Source organism: Actinomyces timonensis DSM 23838, from assembly GCF_000295095.1.
Classification (GTDB): domain Bacteria; phylum Actinomycetota; class Actinomycetes; order Actinomycetales; family Actinomycetaceae; genus Actinomyces; species Actinomyces timonensis.
Map to the genome: position 1 here is coordinate 237,121 of NZ_JH806632.1, position 15,633 is coordinate 252,753.

The 15,633-nt window shown below is 71.9% G+C and carries 11 protein-coding genes, 1 pseudogene and 2 CRISPR repeat arrays (1 of these 14 only partly in view); of the genes and pseudogenes, 5 read left to right on the plus strand and 7 right to left on the minus strand.

Annotated elements, in window-relative coordinates:
* The first annotated feature begins 360 nt into the window (after positions 1-360).
* The gene (locus tag A1QA_RS15195) at positions 361-996 is read left to right on the plus strand and encodes a PPA1309 family protein (protein WP_017177086.1); all 636 of its coding nucleotides are present in this window, start codon (positions 361-363) and stop codon (positions 994-996) included.
* Between the two features lie 48 nt (positions 997-1,044).
* Here the strand turns inward: A1QA_RS15195 and A1QA_RS0101070 are convergent, their stop codons facing one another.
* A complete protein-coding gene (locus A1QA_RS0101070; protein WP_017177087.1) occupies positions 1,045-2,514 on the minus strand; it encodes a zinc-dependent metalloprotease in 1,470 nt (489 codons plus the stop codon).
* Positions 2,515-2,710: 196 nt separating this feature from the next.
* Here A1QA_RS0101070 and A1QA_RS0101075 point away from each other — a divergent pair, with 196 nt between their 5' ends.
* Positions 2,711-3,931 carry a YlbL family protein gene (locus tag A1QA_RS0101075; protein ID WP_017177088.1) on the plus strand — a complete coding sequence of 407 codons (1,221 nt, stop codon included), beginning with the start codon at positions 2,711-2,713 and terminating at the stop codon, positions 3,929-3,931.
* Positions 3,932-4,039: 108 nt separating this feature from the next.
* Here A1QA_RS0101075 and A1QA_RS0101080 read toward each other — a convergent pair whose 3' ends face one another.
* A complete protein-coding gene (locus A1QA_RS0101080) occupies positions 4,040-5,584 on the minus strand; it encodes a rhamnulokinase (RefSeq protein WP_017177089.1) in 1,545 nt (514 codons plus the stop codon).
* 300 nt (positions 5,585-5,884) lie between these two features.
* Between A1QA_RS0101080 and A1QA_RS0101085 the strand changes: the two genes are divergently transcribed.
* Positions 5,885-6,826: a hypothetical protein gene (locus A1QA_RS0101085; protein ID WP_017177090.1), complete on the plus strand. Its 942-nt coding sequence runs from the start codon at positions 5,885-5,887 to the stop codon at positions 6,824-6,826.
* Positions 6,827-6,869: 43 nt separating this feature from the next.
* Here A1QA_RS0101085 and A1QA_RS0101090 read toward each other — a convergent pair whose 3' ends face one another.
* From A1QA_RS0101090 to A1QA_RS16790, 3 genes and pseudogenes are all read right to left on the minus strand, one after another.
* Positions 6,870-8,984, minus strand: coding sequence for an ATP-dependent helicase (locus A1QA_RS0101090; RefSeq protein WP_017177091.1), 2,115 nt, complete (start codon positions 8,982-8,984; stop codon positions 6,870-6,872).
* Positions 8,985-9,048: 64 nt separating this feature from the next.
* Positions 9,049-10,185 carry an NAD(+) diphosphatase gene (gene nudC, locus A1QA_RS0101095; RefSeq protein WP_017177092.1) on the minus strand — a complete coding sequence of 379 codons (1,137 nt, stop codon included), beginning with the start codon at positions 10,183-10,185 and terminating at the stop codon, positions 9,049-9,051.
* A 127-nt stretch (positions 10,186-10,312) separates the two neighbouring features.
* Positions 10,313-10,921, minus strand: a pseudogene (locus tag A1QA_RS16790) (sugar-binding domain-containing protein); the annotation flags it as partial.
* Positions 10,922-11,043: 122 nt separating this feature from the next.
* On the opposite strand from A1QA_RS16790, the gene A1QA_RS12955 reads away from it, so the two are divergent.
* Positions 11,044-12,423, plus strand: coding sequence for a cysteine desulfurase family protein (locus A1QA_RS12955; protein WP_017177093.1), 1,380 nt, complete (start codon positions 11,044-11,046; stop codon positions 12,421-12,423).
* Between the two features lie 65 nt (positions 12,424-12,488).
* Here the strand turns inward: A1QA_RS12955 and A1QA_RS16110 are convergent, their stop codons facing one another.
* Together A1QA_RS16110 and A1QA_RS16115 are read right to left on the minus strand one after the other, a co-directional pair.
* Entirely contained in the window at positions 12,489-12,626 is a 138-nt protein-coding gene (locus tag A1QA_RS16110) for a hypothetical protein (protein WP_167320632.1), read from the minus strand.
* Between the two features lie 286 nt (positions 12,627-12,912).
* On the minus strand, positions 12,913-13,050 hold the full coding sequence (locus tag A1QA_RS16115; RefSeq protein ID WP_017177095.1) for a hypothetical protein: 138 nt from the start codon (positions 13,048-13,050) through the stop codon (positions 12,913-12,915).
* A 193-nt stretch (positions 13,051-13,243) separates the two neighbouring features.
* On the opposite strand from A1QA_RS16115, the gene A1QA_RS0101115 reads away from it, so the two are divergent.
* Complete coding sequence (locus A1QA_RS0101115; protein WP_154652185.1) at positions 13,244-13,645, plus strand: hypothetical protein; 402 nt, start codon at positions 13,244-13,246, stop codon at positions 13,643-13,645.
* A 108-nt stretch (positions 13,646-13,753) separates the two neighbouring features.
* Positions 13,754-15,078: a CRISPR direct-repeat array (repeat unit 36 nt).
* 110 nt (positions 15,079-15,188) lie between these two features.
* A CRISPR array of direct repeats spans positions 15,189-15,633; the repeat unit is 36 nt; unit sequence GCCTCAATGAAGTGCAGTTCCCAAAGGAACTGCAAC (it continues 1,527 nt past the right edge of the window).

A 15,633-nucleotide genomic window follows, 5' to 3' on the forward strand; every position in this document is an offset into this window, starting at 1 on the left:
TGGAGTCCTCCGCGCCCTGAGAGCCCTGAGAGCCCACAGCGTCCGCAGTGCCCTCAGACTTCTTCGGCTCTTTCGGGCCCTCCGCCTGCTCACCGGCCTTGGGCTCCTCGGGTCCCTCGGAGGGGCTCCGGGGCGCGCCGTCGGGCCGCTCGGGGTCTGGCTGGTCGATGGGATCGTCGTCGGACCTGTTGTTCACGATCACGCTCCGTCGCTGGTGCCGCGCGACCCTCGCGCGGGCTGGTCGGCGCCGAAGCGCCCTGGCCCATGGTCCCATAGCCGCGAGAGGGCGATCAAAGCGGGGCGCGCCGTCGGCGCTGGGATGACGGGCCGTCACGACGAGGAAGGTGCGAGGATAGGCGCATGACACAGCCGACGCCCTCCGAGCAGTCCGCCTCTCCGAGCAGCGCGGCGGATGGCAGGGGCGGCACGGGCGCCGGGCGGCGCCTCGCGCTCGGCTCGCCTCGCCACGTCGCCCTGGCCGACGCCGTCATGGAGCTCGAGGAGCACATGTCGAAGCGGGGTTGGGACGCTCCCGTGGCGGTCTTCGCCCTGGTGCGCACCTCGACGGCCCTCCGGGTCGACCCATCCCTGGCCGACGTCCTGGACCCGGGCGCCGTGGAGCTCGCGAGGGCCAACCCGGAGTCGCTCATGATCGTCGAGCAGGAGGACCTGCCGGCCTCGGCGACGCTGGAGGACCTGCTCACCCAGCTCGCCTGGCCGATGAGCGTCGACGGCGTGGCGGTGTCCGCCGAGCGGATCGTCCTTCCCGCTCAGGCGGAGGCGGAGGCCGCTGCCATCGAGGACGAGGCCGAGCAGCTGGCCTACCTGGAGAGCCGGACGGATCGCGAGGAGGTGCGCGTCGTCGTCGGGGCGCTGCGCTCCAACGAGGCGTGGTGCGCGGTGCGCGCCCGCTCCCAGGACTCCCCCGACGCGGTGGCCCAGGGCCCCGATCTGGTGCCGGGGCTGGCGGAGGCCCTGCGGGCCACCTTCATCTGAGCCTCATCTGGGCAGTGGGCCCACTCGGGCTCACTGGGCCCACCCGGCTCACTCGCCGCCGGGACCGTCCTCAGGGCCGCCGTCGGCGCTGCCCTTGTCCGCCTCGCGGGCGGCGTCGGTGTAGCCCAGGGTGCCGTCGAGCAACGAGGCGAGATCGGCGTCCATCTCGGCGTCCATATCCTTGTCCGCCTGCCGCATCGTCAGGAAGTCCTCGGGGTGGGCGAGCTCGGAGGCGGTGGGCATGACGTCGGGGTGCTGCCAGAAGGCGTCGCGCTCGGCGTCGCCGGCCTCCGCGCCGATGCGCCGCCACAGCTCGGCGGCCTCCCGGGCCAGCCGGGGGCGGAACTCCAGCCCGATGAGCTGGGCGAAGACCTGCTCGGCGGGTCCGCCGGCGGCGCGGCGGCGCCGCATCATCTCGGCCAGCGCCATGCCTCGCGGCAGATGCGGGGCGATGGCCCGCTCGGTGACCACCTGCACCCAGCCCTCGATGAGGGCCAGGAGCGTCTCGAGCCGCCCGACCGCCTCGGCCTGCTCGGGACTGGACTGCGGGGAGAACATTCCTCCCGCCAGCGCGGCCTGGATCGCCTCGGGGTCGTGCGGGTCCACCTGCGCCACGGCGGCCTCGACGGCGTCGGTGTCGATGGCGATGCCGCGGGCGTAGGCCTCGACGGCGCCCATGACCTGCCCGCGCAGCCAGGGGACGTGCGCGTACAGACGGGCGGTGGCGGCCTCGCGGACGGCGAAGAACATCCGCACCTCCTCCTCGTCCTCCTCCAGCTCGGCGGCGAAGGCGCTGATATTGGAGGGCAGGAGGGCGGTGCCCGGCTCGCGGGTGAGCGGCAGACCGACCTCGGTGGAGGCCACGGCCTCCCGGGCGAGCTGCCCGATGGCGTGGCCGAGCTGCATGCCGAAGGCGGCGCCGGCCATGGTCCGCATGATCGCCTCCAGGGCGCCGACCTGCTTGGCGGCCTCGCCCGCGGCATCGCCGTCGTCCCCCAGGGACTCGCCCATCTCCCGCATCTGGTGGGTGAGGGCCTCGGAGAGGGCGCGGGTGGCGGCCTGCGCGACCGGCGCGCAGACGTCCTTCCACACGGGCATGGTCTGGGTGACCCAGGCGTCGCGGCTCCAGGCCTCGCGGCCTCCCGGCGCGGGCATGAACTCGGTGGCGGTGTCCAACCAGAGGTCGGCGACGGTCAGGGCCTGGCGGACCGCCTGCGCCTGCGCGGCGGTGACGGTGGGGTCGCCGCCCTCGCGCGCCTGCTGAAGCGCGAGATCGCGGCCCATCGTCCAGTTGACCGGCTCGGATGAGGAGGCCGCGAACATCTGGGACAGCTGCGCGCGCATGGCCATGGCCTGCCCGGGGCTCATGCGGCCGAGCTCCTCCATCCCGCCCATCGAGGCGAGCTGCTCGGGGTCGATGCCGGAGGATCGCAGGGCGGCGACGGCGTCGTGCGCGGTCTGGGGTCCGAGGATCGCGGAGAGGAGCTCCTCAAGGGTCTCGAAGGGGTCCTCGCTCATGGGGTTCCTCCCTGGCGGTGGTTGGCTGGCGTCGGGGGCGTGCCGGGATGGCGGGCCCCAGATCGGGGAGCCAGCGGGCACAGGATGATCGTGCCACGGGCGAGCGCGCACCAGGCACGCGCTTCGCCAGCAGCGCGACGACGCAATGGGACGGGGCAGGTAGGCGCGGCACCGGCCCGTGGGCCATGATGGGGCCGTGACAGAGCACCTGGACCCGACGCTGCCCGCCCCTGGCGCCCCCGCCGACACGCCGACCAGCACCACCGCGGGCGCGGTGCCCGGGCCTGAGGCCCCTGAGAACACTGCCGGTGGCCGCCCCCGCGTCGCCCACCCGTGGCGCTGGCTCCTCGCCGGGGTGGCACTGGGGATCCTGGCCTTCATCGCTGCGGCGACGATCCCCGTCCCGAAGGTCATCGAGGGCCCGGGACGCACATGGAACGTGCTCGGCACCGTCCAGTCCGACGGACAGTCCACCGATCTCATCAACGTCTCCGGCGCCCAGACCTATGACGCGCAGGGCGCGCTGCGGATGACGACGGTGTCCGTCTCCGGCTGCCCGGGCTATCCGGTGACCGCGCTGGACGTCATCCACGCCTGGTTCGATCCCGATGAGGTCGTGCTCGACCGCGACCAGGTCTGCCCCAGGGATGTCACCGCCGAGCAGCAGCACGAGGTCGAGCAGGCCCAGATGACGAGCTCGCAGGACACGGCGGTGACCGCGGCGCTCATGGAGACCGGCCAGGCGGATTCCATGATCCTCACCGTCAAGGGGACCTCCGAGGAGCGCGGCGACGGCGTCTTCAAGGCCGGGGATGTCATCCGCTCGATCACACCCGCGGGCGGGCAGACGACGACCCCCTCCACCTACGCCCAGCTCCAGGAGCTCATGACCACCATCGCGCCGGGCACCGAGGTCCAGGTCGTGGTGAGCCGCGACGGCCAGGACACCAGCCTGACGATGACGACCCTCGAACCGGGCAAGGACTCGGGCCGCCAGGGCTCCCTCCTGGGCGTCATGCTCGACGTGCGCGCGAACTCGGACGTCAACGCCACCTTCTCCCTGTCCGATGTGGGCGGGCCGAGCGCGGGCTCGATGTTCGCCCTCGGGATCGTCGACAAGACCACCCCGGGCGACCTCACCGGCGGCAAGGACATCGCCGGCACCGGGACGATCTCGTCGGACGGCACCATCGGCCCCATCGGCGGCATCTCCCAGAAGATGGCCGGCGCCTCCGACGCCGGGTCGCAGTACTTCCTCGCGCCCGCCTCCAACTGCGCGGACGTCGTGGGCCATGAGCCGAAGGGCATGGAGGTCTACGCGGTGTCGAATCTGCACGAGGCGGTGCAGGCGGTCGAGGGCATCGCGGCGGGCGACACCTCGTCCCTCACCACCTGCCAGGCCGTCACCACCCGCTAACTCGCCGAGACCGGGCGAACAGCACCGCGAAACCGGGCGAACAGCACCGCGAGACCGGTTCGGGGTCCACAGGCGCCTGGCGCGCGGGAGCGCGCGTCAGGCTGTGGTTCACGACTGGGAAGCGGGCTCCCCGAAGACTCGTCGCTCAGCGGCGTCCCAGGCCTCGGCGGCGTCGGGATCCGGCGCGTACTCCACGATCTCGGCGGAGGCGCGCACCAGGTCGCGCAACCGCGCCAACTCGCCGCTGATGAGGCCCGCGCCGCGGGCCGCGATGGCGATGCTCCCTAGCGCCGTCGCCTCGACGGGGCCCGCCGCGACGCGCAGGCCGGTGGCGTCGGCGGCCAACTGGCACAGGAGGCGGTTGCGCACTCCCCCACCAACGATGTGCAGGACGCTCACCTGCTTGCCCGACAGCGCCACGGCCTGGCGCACCGCCCTCCGATAGGCCAGGGCGAGGGACTCGTTGATGCATCGCGCGTACTCGCCGACCGTGCGGGGGCGCGGCTGGCCGGTCGAGCGGGCGGCGTCGTCGATGCGGGCGGCCATGTCCCCCGGGGCGAGGAAAGCGGGATCATCGAGGTCGACGACGGTGCGCAGCGGCTCGCTGGACTCGGCGGCGGCGTCGAGGTCGGTCAGGGAGACGTCGAGCCCCTGGCGGCCCCAGGTGCGCACGGCCTCGTTGAGCACCCACAGGCCCATGACGTTCTTGAGGTAGCGCACGCTCCCGTCGACACCGAGCTCGTTGGAGAAGTTGGCGCGACGGGAGGCCTCGGACAGCACGGGCCGCTCCAGCTCCAGACCCACATGCGACCAGGTGCCGCAGGACACGTAGGCGAAGTCCTCGCCCGTGGCGGGCACGGCGACTACGGCGGAGGCGGTGTCGCGCGAGCCGACGGCGACCACGGGCGTGGGCGCGCCGTCGGGACCGAAGACCTCGAGGGCGTCGCGGCGCACGGGCCCGACGACGGTGCCCGCCTCGATCGTCTCGGGGAGCACGCCGACCAGGTCCAGGCCCAGTTCGGTGCGCAGGCGCTCGACGAGCGGGCGGGACCAGCTCCGCGTCCGCACGTCCACGAGGCCGGTGGTCGAGGCGTTCGTGACCTCGGCGTACATCGCTCCGGTGAGCCAGCAGGTGATGAGGTCGGGCAGGAGGAGCAGGGTCCGGGACGGCAGGCCGTTGCCGGGGGTGGGCAGGCCGCCGTCGAGCTTCTCGGCGAGGAGCTGGAAGACGGTGTTGAACTCCTGGACCTGCAGGCCGTTGATCCGGTAGAGCTCTCCCGCGGGGATGGCCGAGAAGAGGCGCTCGGGCATGCCCGTGGTGCGCTGGGAGTTGTAGGCGCTCACCATGCCGGCCGGCACGCCATTGCCGTTGACCAGGCCGTAGTCCACGCCCCAGGCGTCGACGCCGATGGCGGACAGGGGCCCGACGTCGCGCACCGCGGCGAGCAGTCCCTCGCGGATCTCGCCCCACAGGCGCAGGACGTCCCAGTAGAGGCGCTCGCCGGCGCGGGTGGGCAGTGGGACGGCGCTGTTGGTGAAGCGCCTGGTCTCAGTCAGGGTGATCCGCCCCTCGGCGATGGTGCCGACGATGACCCTCCCGGTGGACGGGCCCAGGTCGATGGCCCCGATGCGGATCGGCTGGCTGCTGCTCATGTCTCCTCCTGCGCTTGGCGCCCCGGGAGGCGTCGGCTCTGCCGCCCGCTCGGCGCGCATCGCTCAAGGTACCCCGACGCCGGCCCCGCCGTCCTGGGACCCGCCCCGCTCCCTTCGCGCGAGACCGGTCGACATCAGGATCGAAACCGGTTCCGAGCAGCGACGACGGACAGTTTTCCACAGATCCGCCCGACCCCCTGGCACGGCGCCGCCTGGGGTGCGAGGCTGATCCCGGCCGCCCCGCCCATGACCGGCTCACCGGTTCCCCGTTCCCATGGCGGCCGTGAGGAGAGCATCGCCATGCGCCTGCGCGGAGCGTCCCCCGTCCTGTGGCGGGGCCCCGGAGAGTGCCAGATCGGGGCCGAGTCGGGCAACGCCGTCGTCCTGACGGGGATGAGCACGGCGGAGCAGCGGCTCATCGACAGCCTCGACCAGGGTGTTGACCGGGTGTCGTTGTCCCGCTCGGCGAGGCTCGCCGACCTGCCGCTGCGCCGGGCCAACGAGCTCGTGGTGATGCTGCGCGAGGGCGGCATGCTCCGCGAGGGCCCGCTGCCGAGCGGGGAGCGCGAGGCGGACGACCTCCTGTACTGGGAGCGCCTGCGCTCACCCGGCGGAGCCACGGCCCGCGCCCGCCGCCTGGGCGAGGCGCGGCTGGCGGTCCTGGGCGGCCCCATCGGGGGCTCGCCCGGGGTGATCGCCCGCGAGGCGCTCCTCCTCCTCGCCGAGGCCGGGGTGGGCACGCTCCTGGCAGAGGACCCGTCCCTCGACGCCGCCGTGGCCGAGTCCTTCCCGACGACGGCTCGCCGGGCCCCGCTGCGCGCCATCCCCGACCTCCTGCTGACCATCGAGCCGCATCTCATCGACCCGGTGCGGGCGAGGAGCCTGGCGCGGGCGGAGGCCCCGCATCTGCCGGTGGTGGTGCGGGAGGTGAGCGTGCGCGTCGGCCCGCTCCTGGAGCCCGGAAGGGCCCTGTGCGCGGCCTGCCTCGACCTGTACGAGCGGGACGCCGACCCGAGTTGGCCGGCGGTGGCCACGCAGGAGCGGGGCCTGCCCGCGCCGCGTATCGAGCGGCTGCTCGTCCATCAGGCAGCGGGGCTCGTGGCGAGGACGGTTCTGGAGGTGCTCACCGATGGGCGGGAGGCGTGGCGCGGCCGCAGCCTGGAGGTCTCGGGGATCGAGCCTCTGGGCGTGGAGCGGCAGTGGCAGGCGCATCCAGAGTGCGCCTGCGCGGCGCTGGAATAGCGGGAATGCGGCGATAGAGGCGCCGGGCGACGGCGGGCGCGCCCTACCCGGCCTGCTCGCGGACGATGGCGAGAACGGCCTCGGAGTAGGCCCCGATCTTGACCGGCCCGACGCCCCGGATGAGGGCGAGCTGCTGGCGGGTGGCCGGTTTGACGACGGCGATGGAGCGCAGCGTCGTGTCCGCGAAGACGGTGTAGGCGGGCACGGAGCGGCCCTTGGCCTCCTCGGCCCGCCAGGCGCGCAGCGCCTCGAACAGGGCGATGGTGGCCGGGTCGTTCTCCTGCTCGAAGAGGGCGGCGGCCTCCTTGGCGCGGGCCCGCGGCGAGGCCCCGCCGCTCCCCCGGCGGCGAGCGCCGGCCCCCTCGGAGCCGGCGTCGGTGGGCCAGATCCCGTCGAGGAAGCGGGAGTGGCGGCGGGAGGCGCGGCCCCCGGGGTGGCGGGCGCGGGCGTAGGAGATGAGGAGGTGCTCGCGGGCGCGGGTGACCCCCACGTAGAGCAGGCGCCGCTCCTCCTCCAGGGCGGCGGGTCCCTCGGCCAGGGAGATCGGCAGGAGCCCCTCGCAGGCGCCGATGAGGAGGACCGCGTCCCATTCCAGGCCCTTGGCGGCATGGAGGGAGGACAGGGTGACGCCGTCGACCGTGGGGGCGTTCTGGGCCTCGGCGCGCTCGGTGAGCTCGGTGATGAGGGTGTCGAGGCTGGAGCCGGGGCGGGGGGCGAGCTCGTCGGCCAGCGAGACGATGGCGTTGAGGGAGTCCCAGCGCTCGCGCTGGGCGCCGCGGGCGGCGGGGGGCTGCTCGGCCCAGCCCTCGCCGGCGAGGATCTCCCGGGCGTCGCGGGCGACGTCCCCGGTGAGGGTGGCGGCCTCGGTGCGGGCGGCGCCGCGCAGCAGCACCATGGCCCGCTTGACCTCCTCGCGCTCGAAGAAGCGCTCGCCTCCGCGCACGAGGTAGCCGATGCCGGCGGAGGCCAGGGCCTGCTCGACGGCCTCGGACTGGGAGTTGGTGCGGTACAGGACGGCGATCTCAGACAGAGGCACGCCGGCGGCGGTGAGCCGCCCCACCTGCTCGACGACGCCGGCGGCCTCGGCGGCGTCGTCCTCGTAGGCCTCGAAGCGGACGGCGGGCCCGCTGGGGCGCTGGGCGACGAGCTCGACGGCGCCGGCGGGCAGGCGCAGTGCCCCGCCGCCGCACCGCGAGCGGGCGAGCACTCGGTTGGCCAGGGAGACGACCTGCGGGGTGGAGCGGTAGTCGCGGTTGAGGCGGATGACGCGGGCGCCGTCGTACCGGGAGGCGAAGCCGGTGAGGAAGTCCGGGGTGGCGCCGGCGAAGGAGTAGATGGTCTGGGAGACGTCCCCCACCACGCACAGCTGGCGGCGCCGCCCGAGCCAGAGATCCAGCAGGCGCTGCTGGATCGGGGAGACGTCCTGGTACTCGTCGACGACGAAGTGCTTGTACTGGCTCCTCACGCGGGCGGCGATATCCTCCCTCTCGGCGAGGATGCCGGCGAGGATGAGCAGGACGTCCTCGAAGTCGATGACGCCGCGCTCGCTCTTGGCCTCCTCGTAGAGGTGGAGGACGGAGGCGATGGTGCCGGCGTCGAGCCCGGCGGCGCTGCGGCCGCGCGCGGTGGCGGCCTGGGCGTAGTCCTCGGGGAGGGTGTTGGTGACCTTGGCCCATTCGATCTCCGCGGCGAGGTCCCGGATGAGGGCGCGGTCCGTGCCCAGGCCGAGGCGGGAGGCGGCGGCAGCGATGAGGGGGGCCTTGCCGGGCTGGAGCGGGAGGATCTGCCCGCCGATGGCGCTGGGCCAGAAGTAGCGGAGCTGGCTGAGGGCGGCGGAGTGGAAGGTGCGGGCCTGGGCCCCCTCGATGCCCAGGCCCCGCAGGCGGCCGCGCAGCTCGCCCGCGGCCTTCTTGGTGAAGGTGAGGGCGAGGAGCTGGTGGGGGTGGTAGGCGCCGACGGCGACGCCGTGGGCGATGCGGTAGGTGATGGCGCGGGTCTTGCCGGTGCCAGCGCCGGCGAGCACGCACAGGGCCCCCTCCAGGTGCTCGGCGACGGCGCGCTGGTCCGGGTCGAGGGCGTCGAGCAGCTGGGCGGGGCTCAGCGGCCGCCCGGCCTGGACGGGGCCGGGGGCGTCGGGGGCGTGGCTGGGCTTGCTCATCGGTCACAGCCTGCCACGGCCCACTGACACATTCCGACGGCGCTTATCGCGATCCGCTCATCGCTCACGATCGCTGGGGCGCGCCCGGGCGCCGGCGCTCCTCGGCGTTCCGCGCGGGCGCCTCGGGCAGCTCCCCGCCGTACCAGTCGTCGATGAGCAGGCGGGCGATGGAGGTGGGGCCGGGCAGGATGACGTCGCCCGCCGCGACGGCTCCCGCGAGCTCGTCGCGCGACAGGATGACGGCGTCGGTGACCTCCTCGCCGTCGGGGCGCGCGAGGGGATGTCCGGGGGCGAGTCGGGCGCGGTAGCCGAGCATGAGGGAGCGGGGGAAGGGCCAGGGCTGGGTGGCGACGTGCTCGACCGCCTCGACCCGCAGCCCGATCTCCTCGGCGACCTCGCGGGCGACGGCGGACTCGGCGGACTCCCCCGCCTCGACGAATCCGGCGACGGTGGAGTAGCGCCGGGGCGGCCAGGTGGCGCCGTGGACGAGGACGATGCGGTCGCGCTCGTCGGTGACAGCCATGATGACGGCTGGGTCGGTGCGGGGGAAGGAGATGGCACCGCAGCCGCCGGGGCGCGGGCAGCAGCGGGCCCATCCGGCCTGGCAGGGCTCGGTGCGCGACCCGCAGGCGGCGCAGTAGGGGGCGCAGGCGTGCCAGGCGGCCAGGGCGACGGCGGCGGTGGCGAGCCCGGCGTCGTGGGCGTCGAGGGCGGCGCCGACGGCGCGCAGCGCGGAGAGCGGGTTCGCCTCGAGGATCCGCTCGAGGTCGGCGTGAGGGCGCCGGGCCCCCTCGGCGTCCTGGGGCTCTGCGGGAGAGGCCCCAGGGGCGCCGGGCGCGCCGTCGGGGACGACGGCGGCGATCCAGCTGACGCCGTCGCCATCCGCCTGCTCGCCCGCGGGCTTCTCCCCCTCCCCCGGCGCGCCGCCGCGCGGGGAGCGGCCGAGGTAGATGAGGAGGAGGTCGGTCAGGTCGACGTCGGTGGCGCGCAGGTCCGCCAGGCGCAGGTCCTCGGGCGCGGCCTCGAAGGGGGTCAGGCCGTCGAGGGGGAGGTCGGGGCGCACGGCGGGGGCCGCGAGCGCGACGCGCCCCCGGGCGTCGGCGAGGAGCAGGCGGGTGGCGGGGTCTGCGGCGAGGCGCTCCAGCAGGTCTGGCTCGCTGCGGCGCGCGGCGTCCCGATCGGTCTGGCTGCGCGACAGCATGGGCTGGGCGGGCGTGCCGGGGCGCGCTCCTGGCGACGGGGCGGCGGGGCTCGGCGCGCTGGGGGAATCTGACATGGCGCCCACCTTGCACCCTGGCCAGGGTCCCTGGCCAGCGGGCGCTGCGGGCGAGACCGAGGACGCAGCGGACGTCGGGGTCGCGGTGGATGGCGTTGCGCTCGCGCACGGTGGGAACGATGAGCGGAGCGTCGAGGGCGTGAAGGTGGGCGCCGAGGGCCTGGGAGAAGCGGCGCACGCCGATGTCCTCGTAGGCGGCCTGGTCGGGGCGGATGAGGGCGCGGGCCATCTGGACGACGTCGAGGTCGTGGTGGGCGGTGGTGGGCAGGTGCCCGGCGAGCTCGGCGATGGTGCGCGATCCGATGGTGGCGATGCGGTCGCCGTCACGCACGAGCTCGGCCAGGAGCGCGGCGCCCTCGTGGCCGAGGGCCTGCCTCAACGGGGCCGGCCCGGCGCCGGCGGGGCTGACAAGGCGCACGTCGAGCAGGCAGAAGCGCTCGATGAGGGTGTCGAGGAGGCGGGGGTCGCGCTCGCGCGGGTCGTAGACCTCGATGCGCACGAAGCCGCGATGCTCGGCGTGGGCGAGGAGCTTGGAGACGGTGGAGCGCGAGACGTGGAGGCGCTCGGCGACCTCGCGCTGGGCCAGGCCGGAGTAGTAGAGCTTGGCGGCGTCGAGCGCCTGGGCGTCCTTGGGAGTGAGCCCGGGGTCGTCGTGCTCCATGCCGTCCCTCCTCTCCTCTGCGTCATGGCGGGCCGCGGCTGTGGGATTGGCGCATGGTATCGGGGGAATCGCGGGGCGCGTGGGAGATCCGGCCAGGAGGCGCTCCTCTATAGGGTGCGCTCATGCGGACGTACCTCGATCATGCGGCGACGGCGCCCCTGCGCCCGGAGGTGGCTGAGCAGGTGGCGCGGGATGTGGCGGAGATGGCCGGGATTGCCGAGATGGTCGGCACTGCGGGGTCAACGGGTCCGGCTGACGGCCGGGCTGGGGCGGTGGGGGCGCTGGCGAATCCGGCGGCGCTGCATGGCTCGGGGCGCCGGGCGGCGGGGCTGCTGGCGCGGGCGCGCGCCCGGATCGCGGCGGCGCTGGGCGTGGACGCCCACGAGGTCATCCTCACCTCCGGCGGGACGGAGGCCGACGGGCTCGTGGTGGCGGGCCGCGCGCTGGCGGTGCCGGGCGGGCCGCTGGCGGTCTCGGCGGTGGAGCATCCGGCGGTTCTGGACTCGGCGCGGACGGCGCAGGCGCGCCTGGGCGCGCGGCTGCGGGTGCTGGAGGTCGACGGCGCGGGGCTCGTGCGCCCCGAGACGGTGGCGGCGGCGGTGCGCGAGGCCCGGGAGGCTGGGGCTGGCGCGGCCGGAGTCGGCAGGGGCGAGAAGGGTGTTTCGGCGTCGAGCCCTGTGGCGCTCGTGAGCGTCATGGCGGCGAACAATGAGACGGGCGCGGTGCAGGACCTGGCGGGGATCGTGGAGGCGGTGCGCGACGCGAGCGGGACGCGGCGCCCGGGGCAGCCGGGGTACGTGCCGGTGCATGCGGACGCGGTGGCCGCCGTCGGGAGGGTGCCGCTGGATATCCATGGCTGGGGCCTGGACGCGGTGAGTATCTCGGGGCACAAGCTGGGCGCGCCGGTGGGCGTGGGCGCGCTGGTGGCGCGGCGCGATCTGGAGCTGGTGGCGCCGATGGGCGGGGGCCGCCAGGAGCGGGGGCTGCGCTCGGGCACGCAGGATGTCGTGGGGGCGCGGGCGCTGGCCCTGGCCCTGGAGCTGGCGGTGGCGGAGCGCGAGTCTGAGGCGGCGCGCTTGGAGGCGCTGCGGGAGCGGTTGCTGGCGGGAGCGCTGGCGATCCCGGGGGCGCATGCGACGCTGCCGGGGTCAGCGCCGCATCTGCCGGGGACGGCGCATCTGTGGTTCGACGGCGTCAGCGCGGAGGCACTGCTCATGGCCCTGGATATGGCGGGGATCGACGCCTCGGCGGGCTCGGCCTGCCATGCGGGCGTGAGCGGCCCGAGCCATGTGCTGGAGGCGATGGGCCTGGGCGAGGAGGCGGCGCGGGGGACCCTGCGCTGCTCCATGGGCGCGGGGACGTCCGCCGACGACGTCGAGCGCCTGCTCGCGGCCCTGCCCTCCGCGGTGGAGACCGCGCGGCGGGCGCGCACAGGTCGCATGGCTACTGCGGGAACAGATTCAGCGGCGCTGACTGAGACCACTGCTCGTGGACAGTCGTGAGCGTGTGGGGCACAATGGTGGGGACCCACCCGGTTGCCGTCGGATGGGTCCCCGAGGCCGATGGATCAGTTGAACCACCTGCCGAGGGCATCCACAAGGACACCGACGGCCCGGATCAGGCGAGCGATAGAGTTGATGGCTTCGCTCACCTGCCGGGCCGTTTCCTTGTCCTTGCGGACGTGGAGGCCTCTCGGCTTGGCCATGACCCTCACCTCCTCCCCGACTCCCTCCTTCCCCGGCAAGGACACGTGAGTGTTCCGGGAGGAGGTGCCGGAGAAGGCAGGACAAGCCTATCCGCAGGTGGCGACAGAAATGGGCCGTCGGGCGAGTGACCACGCACGAGGCGCTTTGGCCACCCCCGCGCCCAGCGGGATCTGAAGCGCTTGCCGGAGCGCGGCCTCGGCCGGTGCGTGGACAGTCCTGAGCGTCTGGGGCACAATGGTGGGGACCCACCCGGTTGCCTCCGGATGGGTCCCCGACGCAAGCGGTTCAGTTGATCCACTTGCTGAGGGCCTCCAACAGGACACTGACGGCCCGGATCAGGTCAGCGATCGCACGCAGCATCTCGCTGATCTTCCGGGCCGTTCCTGTGTCCTGGCGGACGTGGCGGCCTTTCGGCTTGGCCATGACCCTCACCTCCTCCCCGACTCCCTTCTTCCCCGGCAGGACACTGCGCGTTCCGGGAGGAGGTGCCGGAGAAGGCGGGCAAGCCTATGCGCAGGTGCCGACAGGAACGGGCTGGCGAGCGCTCATGCCGGGTCTCCCCGCATCGGCTCGGTTGCGGGGTGCGCCCCTGCGACGCGCGGATACGCTTGTGGGCATGGGGATCAAGCCACAGGCTGCCGCGAGTAACACCGGCGACCACACCGCGTGGAGGCGGGCGCTGATCATCAGCGCCGCTTGCGCGTTCGTGTGCGGGGTCCTCACTGTCACACTACTGATCAGCGGCTCGTGGCTGTACGCGCAGGCGGTATTTCATGACCCCACGTCCAGAACGCTGTATGACGCCATGCGCCTGTGCGCCCTCGTGAGCCTCCTCACCCTTCCGCCAGTCGCGATACTCGGCATCCACCACCTCTCGAACTTACTGAAACACTTATCGCCATCACGAGGGCGCCTAAACCTCATTGCTATTCACCTCACGGCTCTCCTCCTGGGCGCAGGAACAGCGATAGCGATTTACCTGCTCCTAGCCAGCCTCAACAATAGGGGCATCATCTAACAAGAATCGCAATCGTCTCCCCACGCTGACCTCATTGAAGCGCACTTCCCTTAGCCGCTGCAATCAGAGTGAACTGCGCGCCGGGGGCACGGGGGAGGCAGAGGCGCGGCCTCAATGAAGTGCAGCCCCTAAGGGAACTGCAACCCAGCCCCCTCGGCGGGGGAGATGCCGTGCTCCGGGCCTCAATGAAGTGCAGCTCCTAAGGGAACTGCAACCCGTTCGCCGGCGACGGGACGGCGGCTGCCACAGGGCCTCAATGAAGTGCAGCTCCTAAGGGAACTGCAACAGAACACCTTCGCCGACCGAGTCCGTGGACTGCACGTGCCTCAATGAAGTGCAGCTCCTAAGGGAACTGCAACGCACAACCTGAACGCCTGAGCCCTGCGGGACGCCAGCCTCAATGAAGTGCAGCTCCTAAGGGAACTGCAACGCCCTGGTGCGCGACCAGCACGGCACGAATTTTTACGGCCTCAATGAAGTGCAGCTCCTAAGGGAACTGCAACCTCTCGCGGGTGTCGCTGGCAAGATGGTCCTACGGCCTCAATGAAGTGCAGCTCCTAAGGGAACTGCAACCCTGCGATGGGCCCAGTGCCTCAAGCAGATCGAGCCTCAATGAAGTGCAGCTCCTAAGGGAACTGCAACAGATCATTGAGAAGGTCTTCAAGTTTGCCAAGAAGCCTCAATGAAGTGCAGCTCCTAAGGGAACTGCAACACCATCCAGCCACTGTTCGAGGAGAACGACACGCCTCAATGAAGTGCAGTTCCCGAAGGAACTGCAACACGGGGGGGCAAGCCCGATCCCACCTTATCGAATGTGCCTCAATGAAGTGCAGTTCCCGAAGGAACTGCAACAGAGCTTCGCGAACGGCGGGTACAACCGCCCCCCGATGCCTCAATGAAGTGCAGTTCCCGAAGGAACTGCAACCACAAGTCCCACACGCCGGTAACAGGGATCGTCCCGCCTCAATGAAGTGCAGTTCCCGAAGGAACTGCAACCGGCCGTGGCGGCCGTCGCGGTGGCGGCGCTGGTGGAGCCTCAATGAAGTGCAGTTCCCGAAGGAACTGCAACGCCTTCCTCCCCGGCGCCACCAACCCCACCCGCCAGCCTCAATGAAGTGCAGTTCCCGAAGGAACTGCAACTGGACATGTTTCCTCCTAGAGAGTCACGTCAACAACAGCCTCAATGAAGTGCAGTTCCCGAAGGAACTGCAACGGGTATGAAGTGGGGTGTTCGAAAGCAGCGTTCTCAGGGCCTCAATGAAGTGCAGTTCCCGAAGGAACTGCAACGTGTACGCCCTCCTGCGCTGATAGCCTCAACCACCCGGCCTCAATGAAGTGCAGTTCCCGAAGGAACTGCAACACTGTGACCGCTTCGCGTGACACCCTGCCGAAGGGCGCCTCAATGAAGTGCAGTTCCCGAAGGAACTGCAACAAGAGTAATCTCGTCGTCAGGCCTATAGTCGCCGGTCCCCGCCTCAATGAAGTGGTTCCCGAAGGAACTGCAACTCTGGTACGACACGGCGAACGGGTACAAGCCGTACATGCCTCAATGAAGTGCAGTTCCCGAAGGAACTGCAACCTCATTAGGGCCAAGTGATGGCTAAGCGCGACGAGCCTCAATGAAGTGCAGTTCCCGAAGGAACTGCAACCCGGTCTGCGCGGTCATCGTCACTTCATGGTGCCGGCCTCAATGAAGTGCAGTTCCCAAAGGAACTGCAACGCCTTGTTCTTGACCCAGCTGGAGGCCCGCGACCAGGCCTCAATGAAGTGCAGTTTCCAAAGGAACTGCAACCTGGGTGATCCCCGGCCGCATGATGACTCACTGAAAAGGCCTCAATGAAGTGCAGTTCCCAAAGGAACTGCAACGGCACGGCCAGTGGCCGATGAGCGCTCACATCCACCAGCCTCAATGAACTGCAGTTCCCAAAGGAACTGCAACGTCCCGGAGGACAGCCCGGGCAGTGTCGCGGAGAATAGCGCCTCAATGA

Coding starts and splice junctions, on each gene's coding strand:
- A1QA_RS0101070 (WP_017177087.1), bottom strand. CDS start 2,514: ATGAGCGAGGACCCCTTCGAGACCCTTGAGGAGCTCCTCTCCGCGATC.
- A1QA_RS12955 (WP_017177093.1), top strand. CDS start 11,044: ATGCGGACGTACCTCGATCATGCGGCGACGGCGCCCCTGCGCCCGGAG.
- A1QA_RS0101085 (WP_017177090.1), top strand. CDS start 5,885: ATGCGCCTGCGCGGAGCGTCCCCCGTCCTGTGGCGGGGCCCCGGAGAG.
- A1QA_RS0101090 (WP_017177091.1), bottom strand. CDS start 8,984: ATGAGCAAGCCCAGCCACGCCCCCGACGCCCCCGGCCCCGTCCAGGCC.
- A1QA_RS15195 (WP_017177086.1), top strand. CDS start 361: ATGACACAGCCGACGCCCTCCGAGCAGTCCGCCTCTCCGAGCAGCGCG.
- A1QA_RS16115 (WP_017177095.1), bottom strand. CDS start 13,050: ATGGCCAAGCCGAAAGGCCGCCACGTCCGCCAGGACACAGGAACGGCC.
- A1QA_RS0101080 (WP_017177089.1), bottom strand. CDS start 5,584: ATGAGCAGCAGCCAGCCGATCCGCATCGGGGCCATCGACCTGGGCCCG.
- nudC (WP_017177092.1), bottom strand. CDS start 10,185: ATGCTGTCGCGCAGCCAGACCGATCGGGACGCCGCGCGCCGCAGCGAG.
- A1QA_RS16110 (WP_167320632.1), bottom strand. CDS start 12,626: ATGGCCAAGCCGAGAGGCCTCCACGTCCGCAAGGACAAGGAAACGGCC.
- A1QA_RS0101115 (WP_154652185.1), top strand. CDS start 13,244: ATGGGGATCAAGCCACAGGCTGCCGCGAGTAACACCGGCGACCACACC.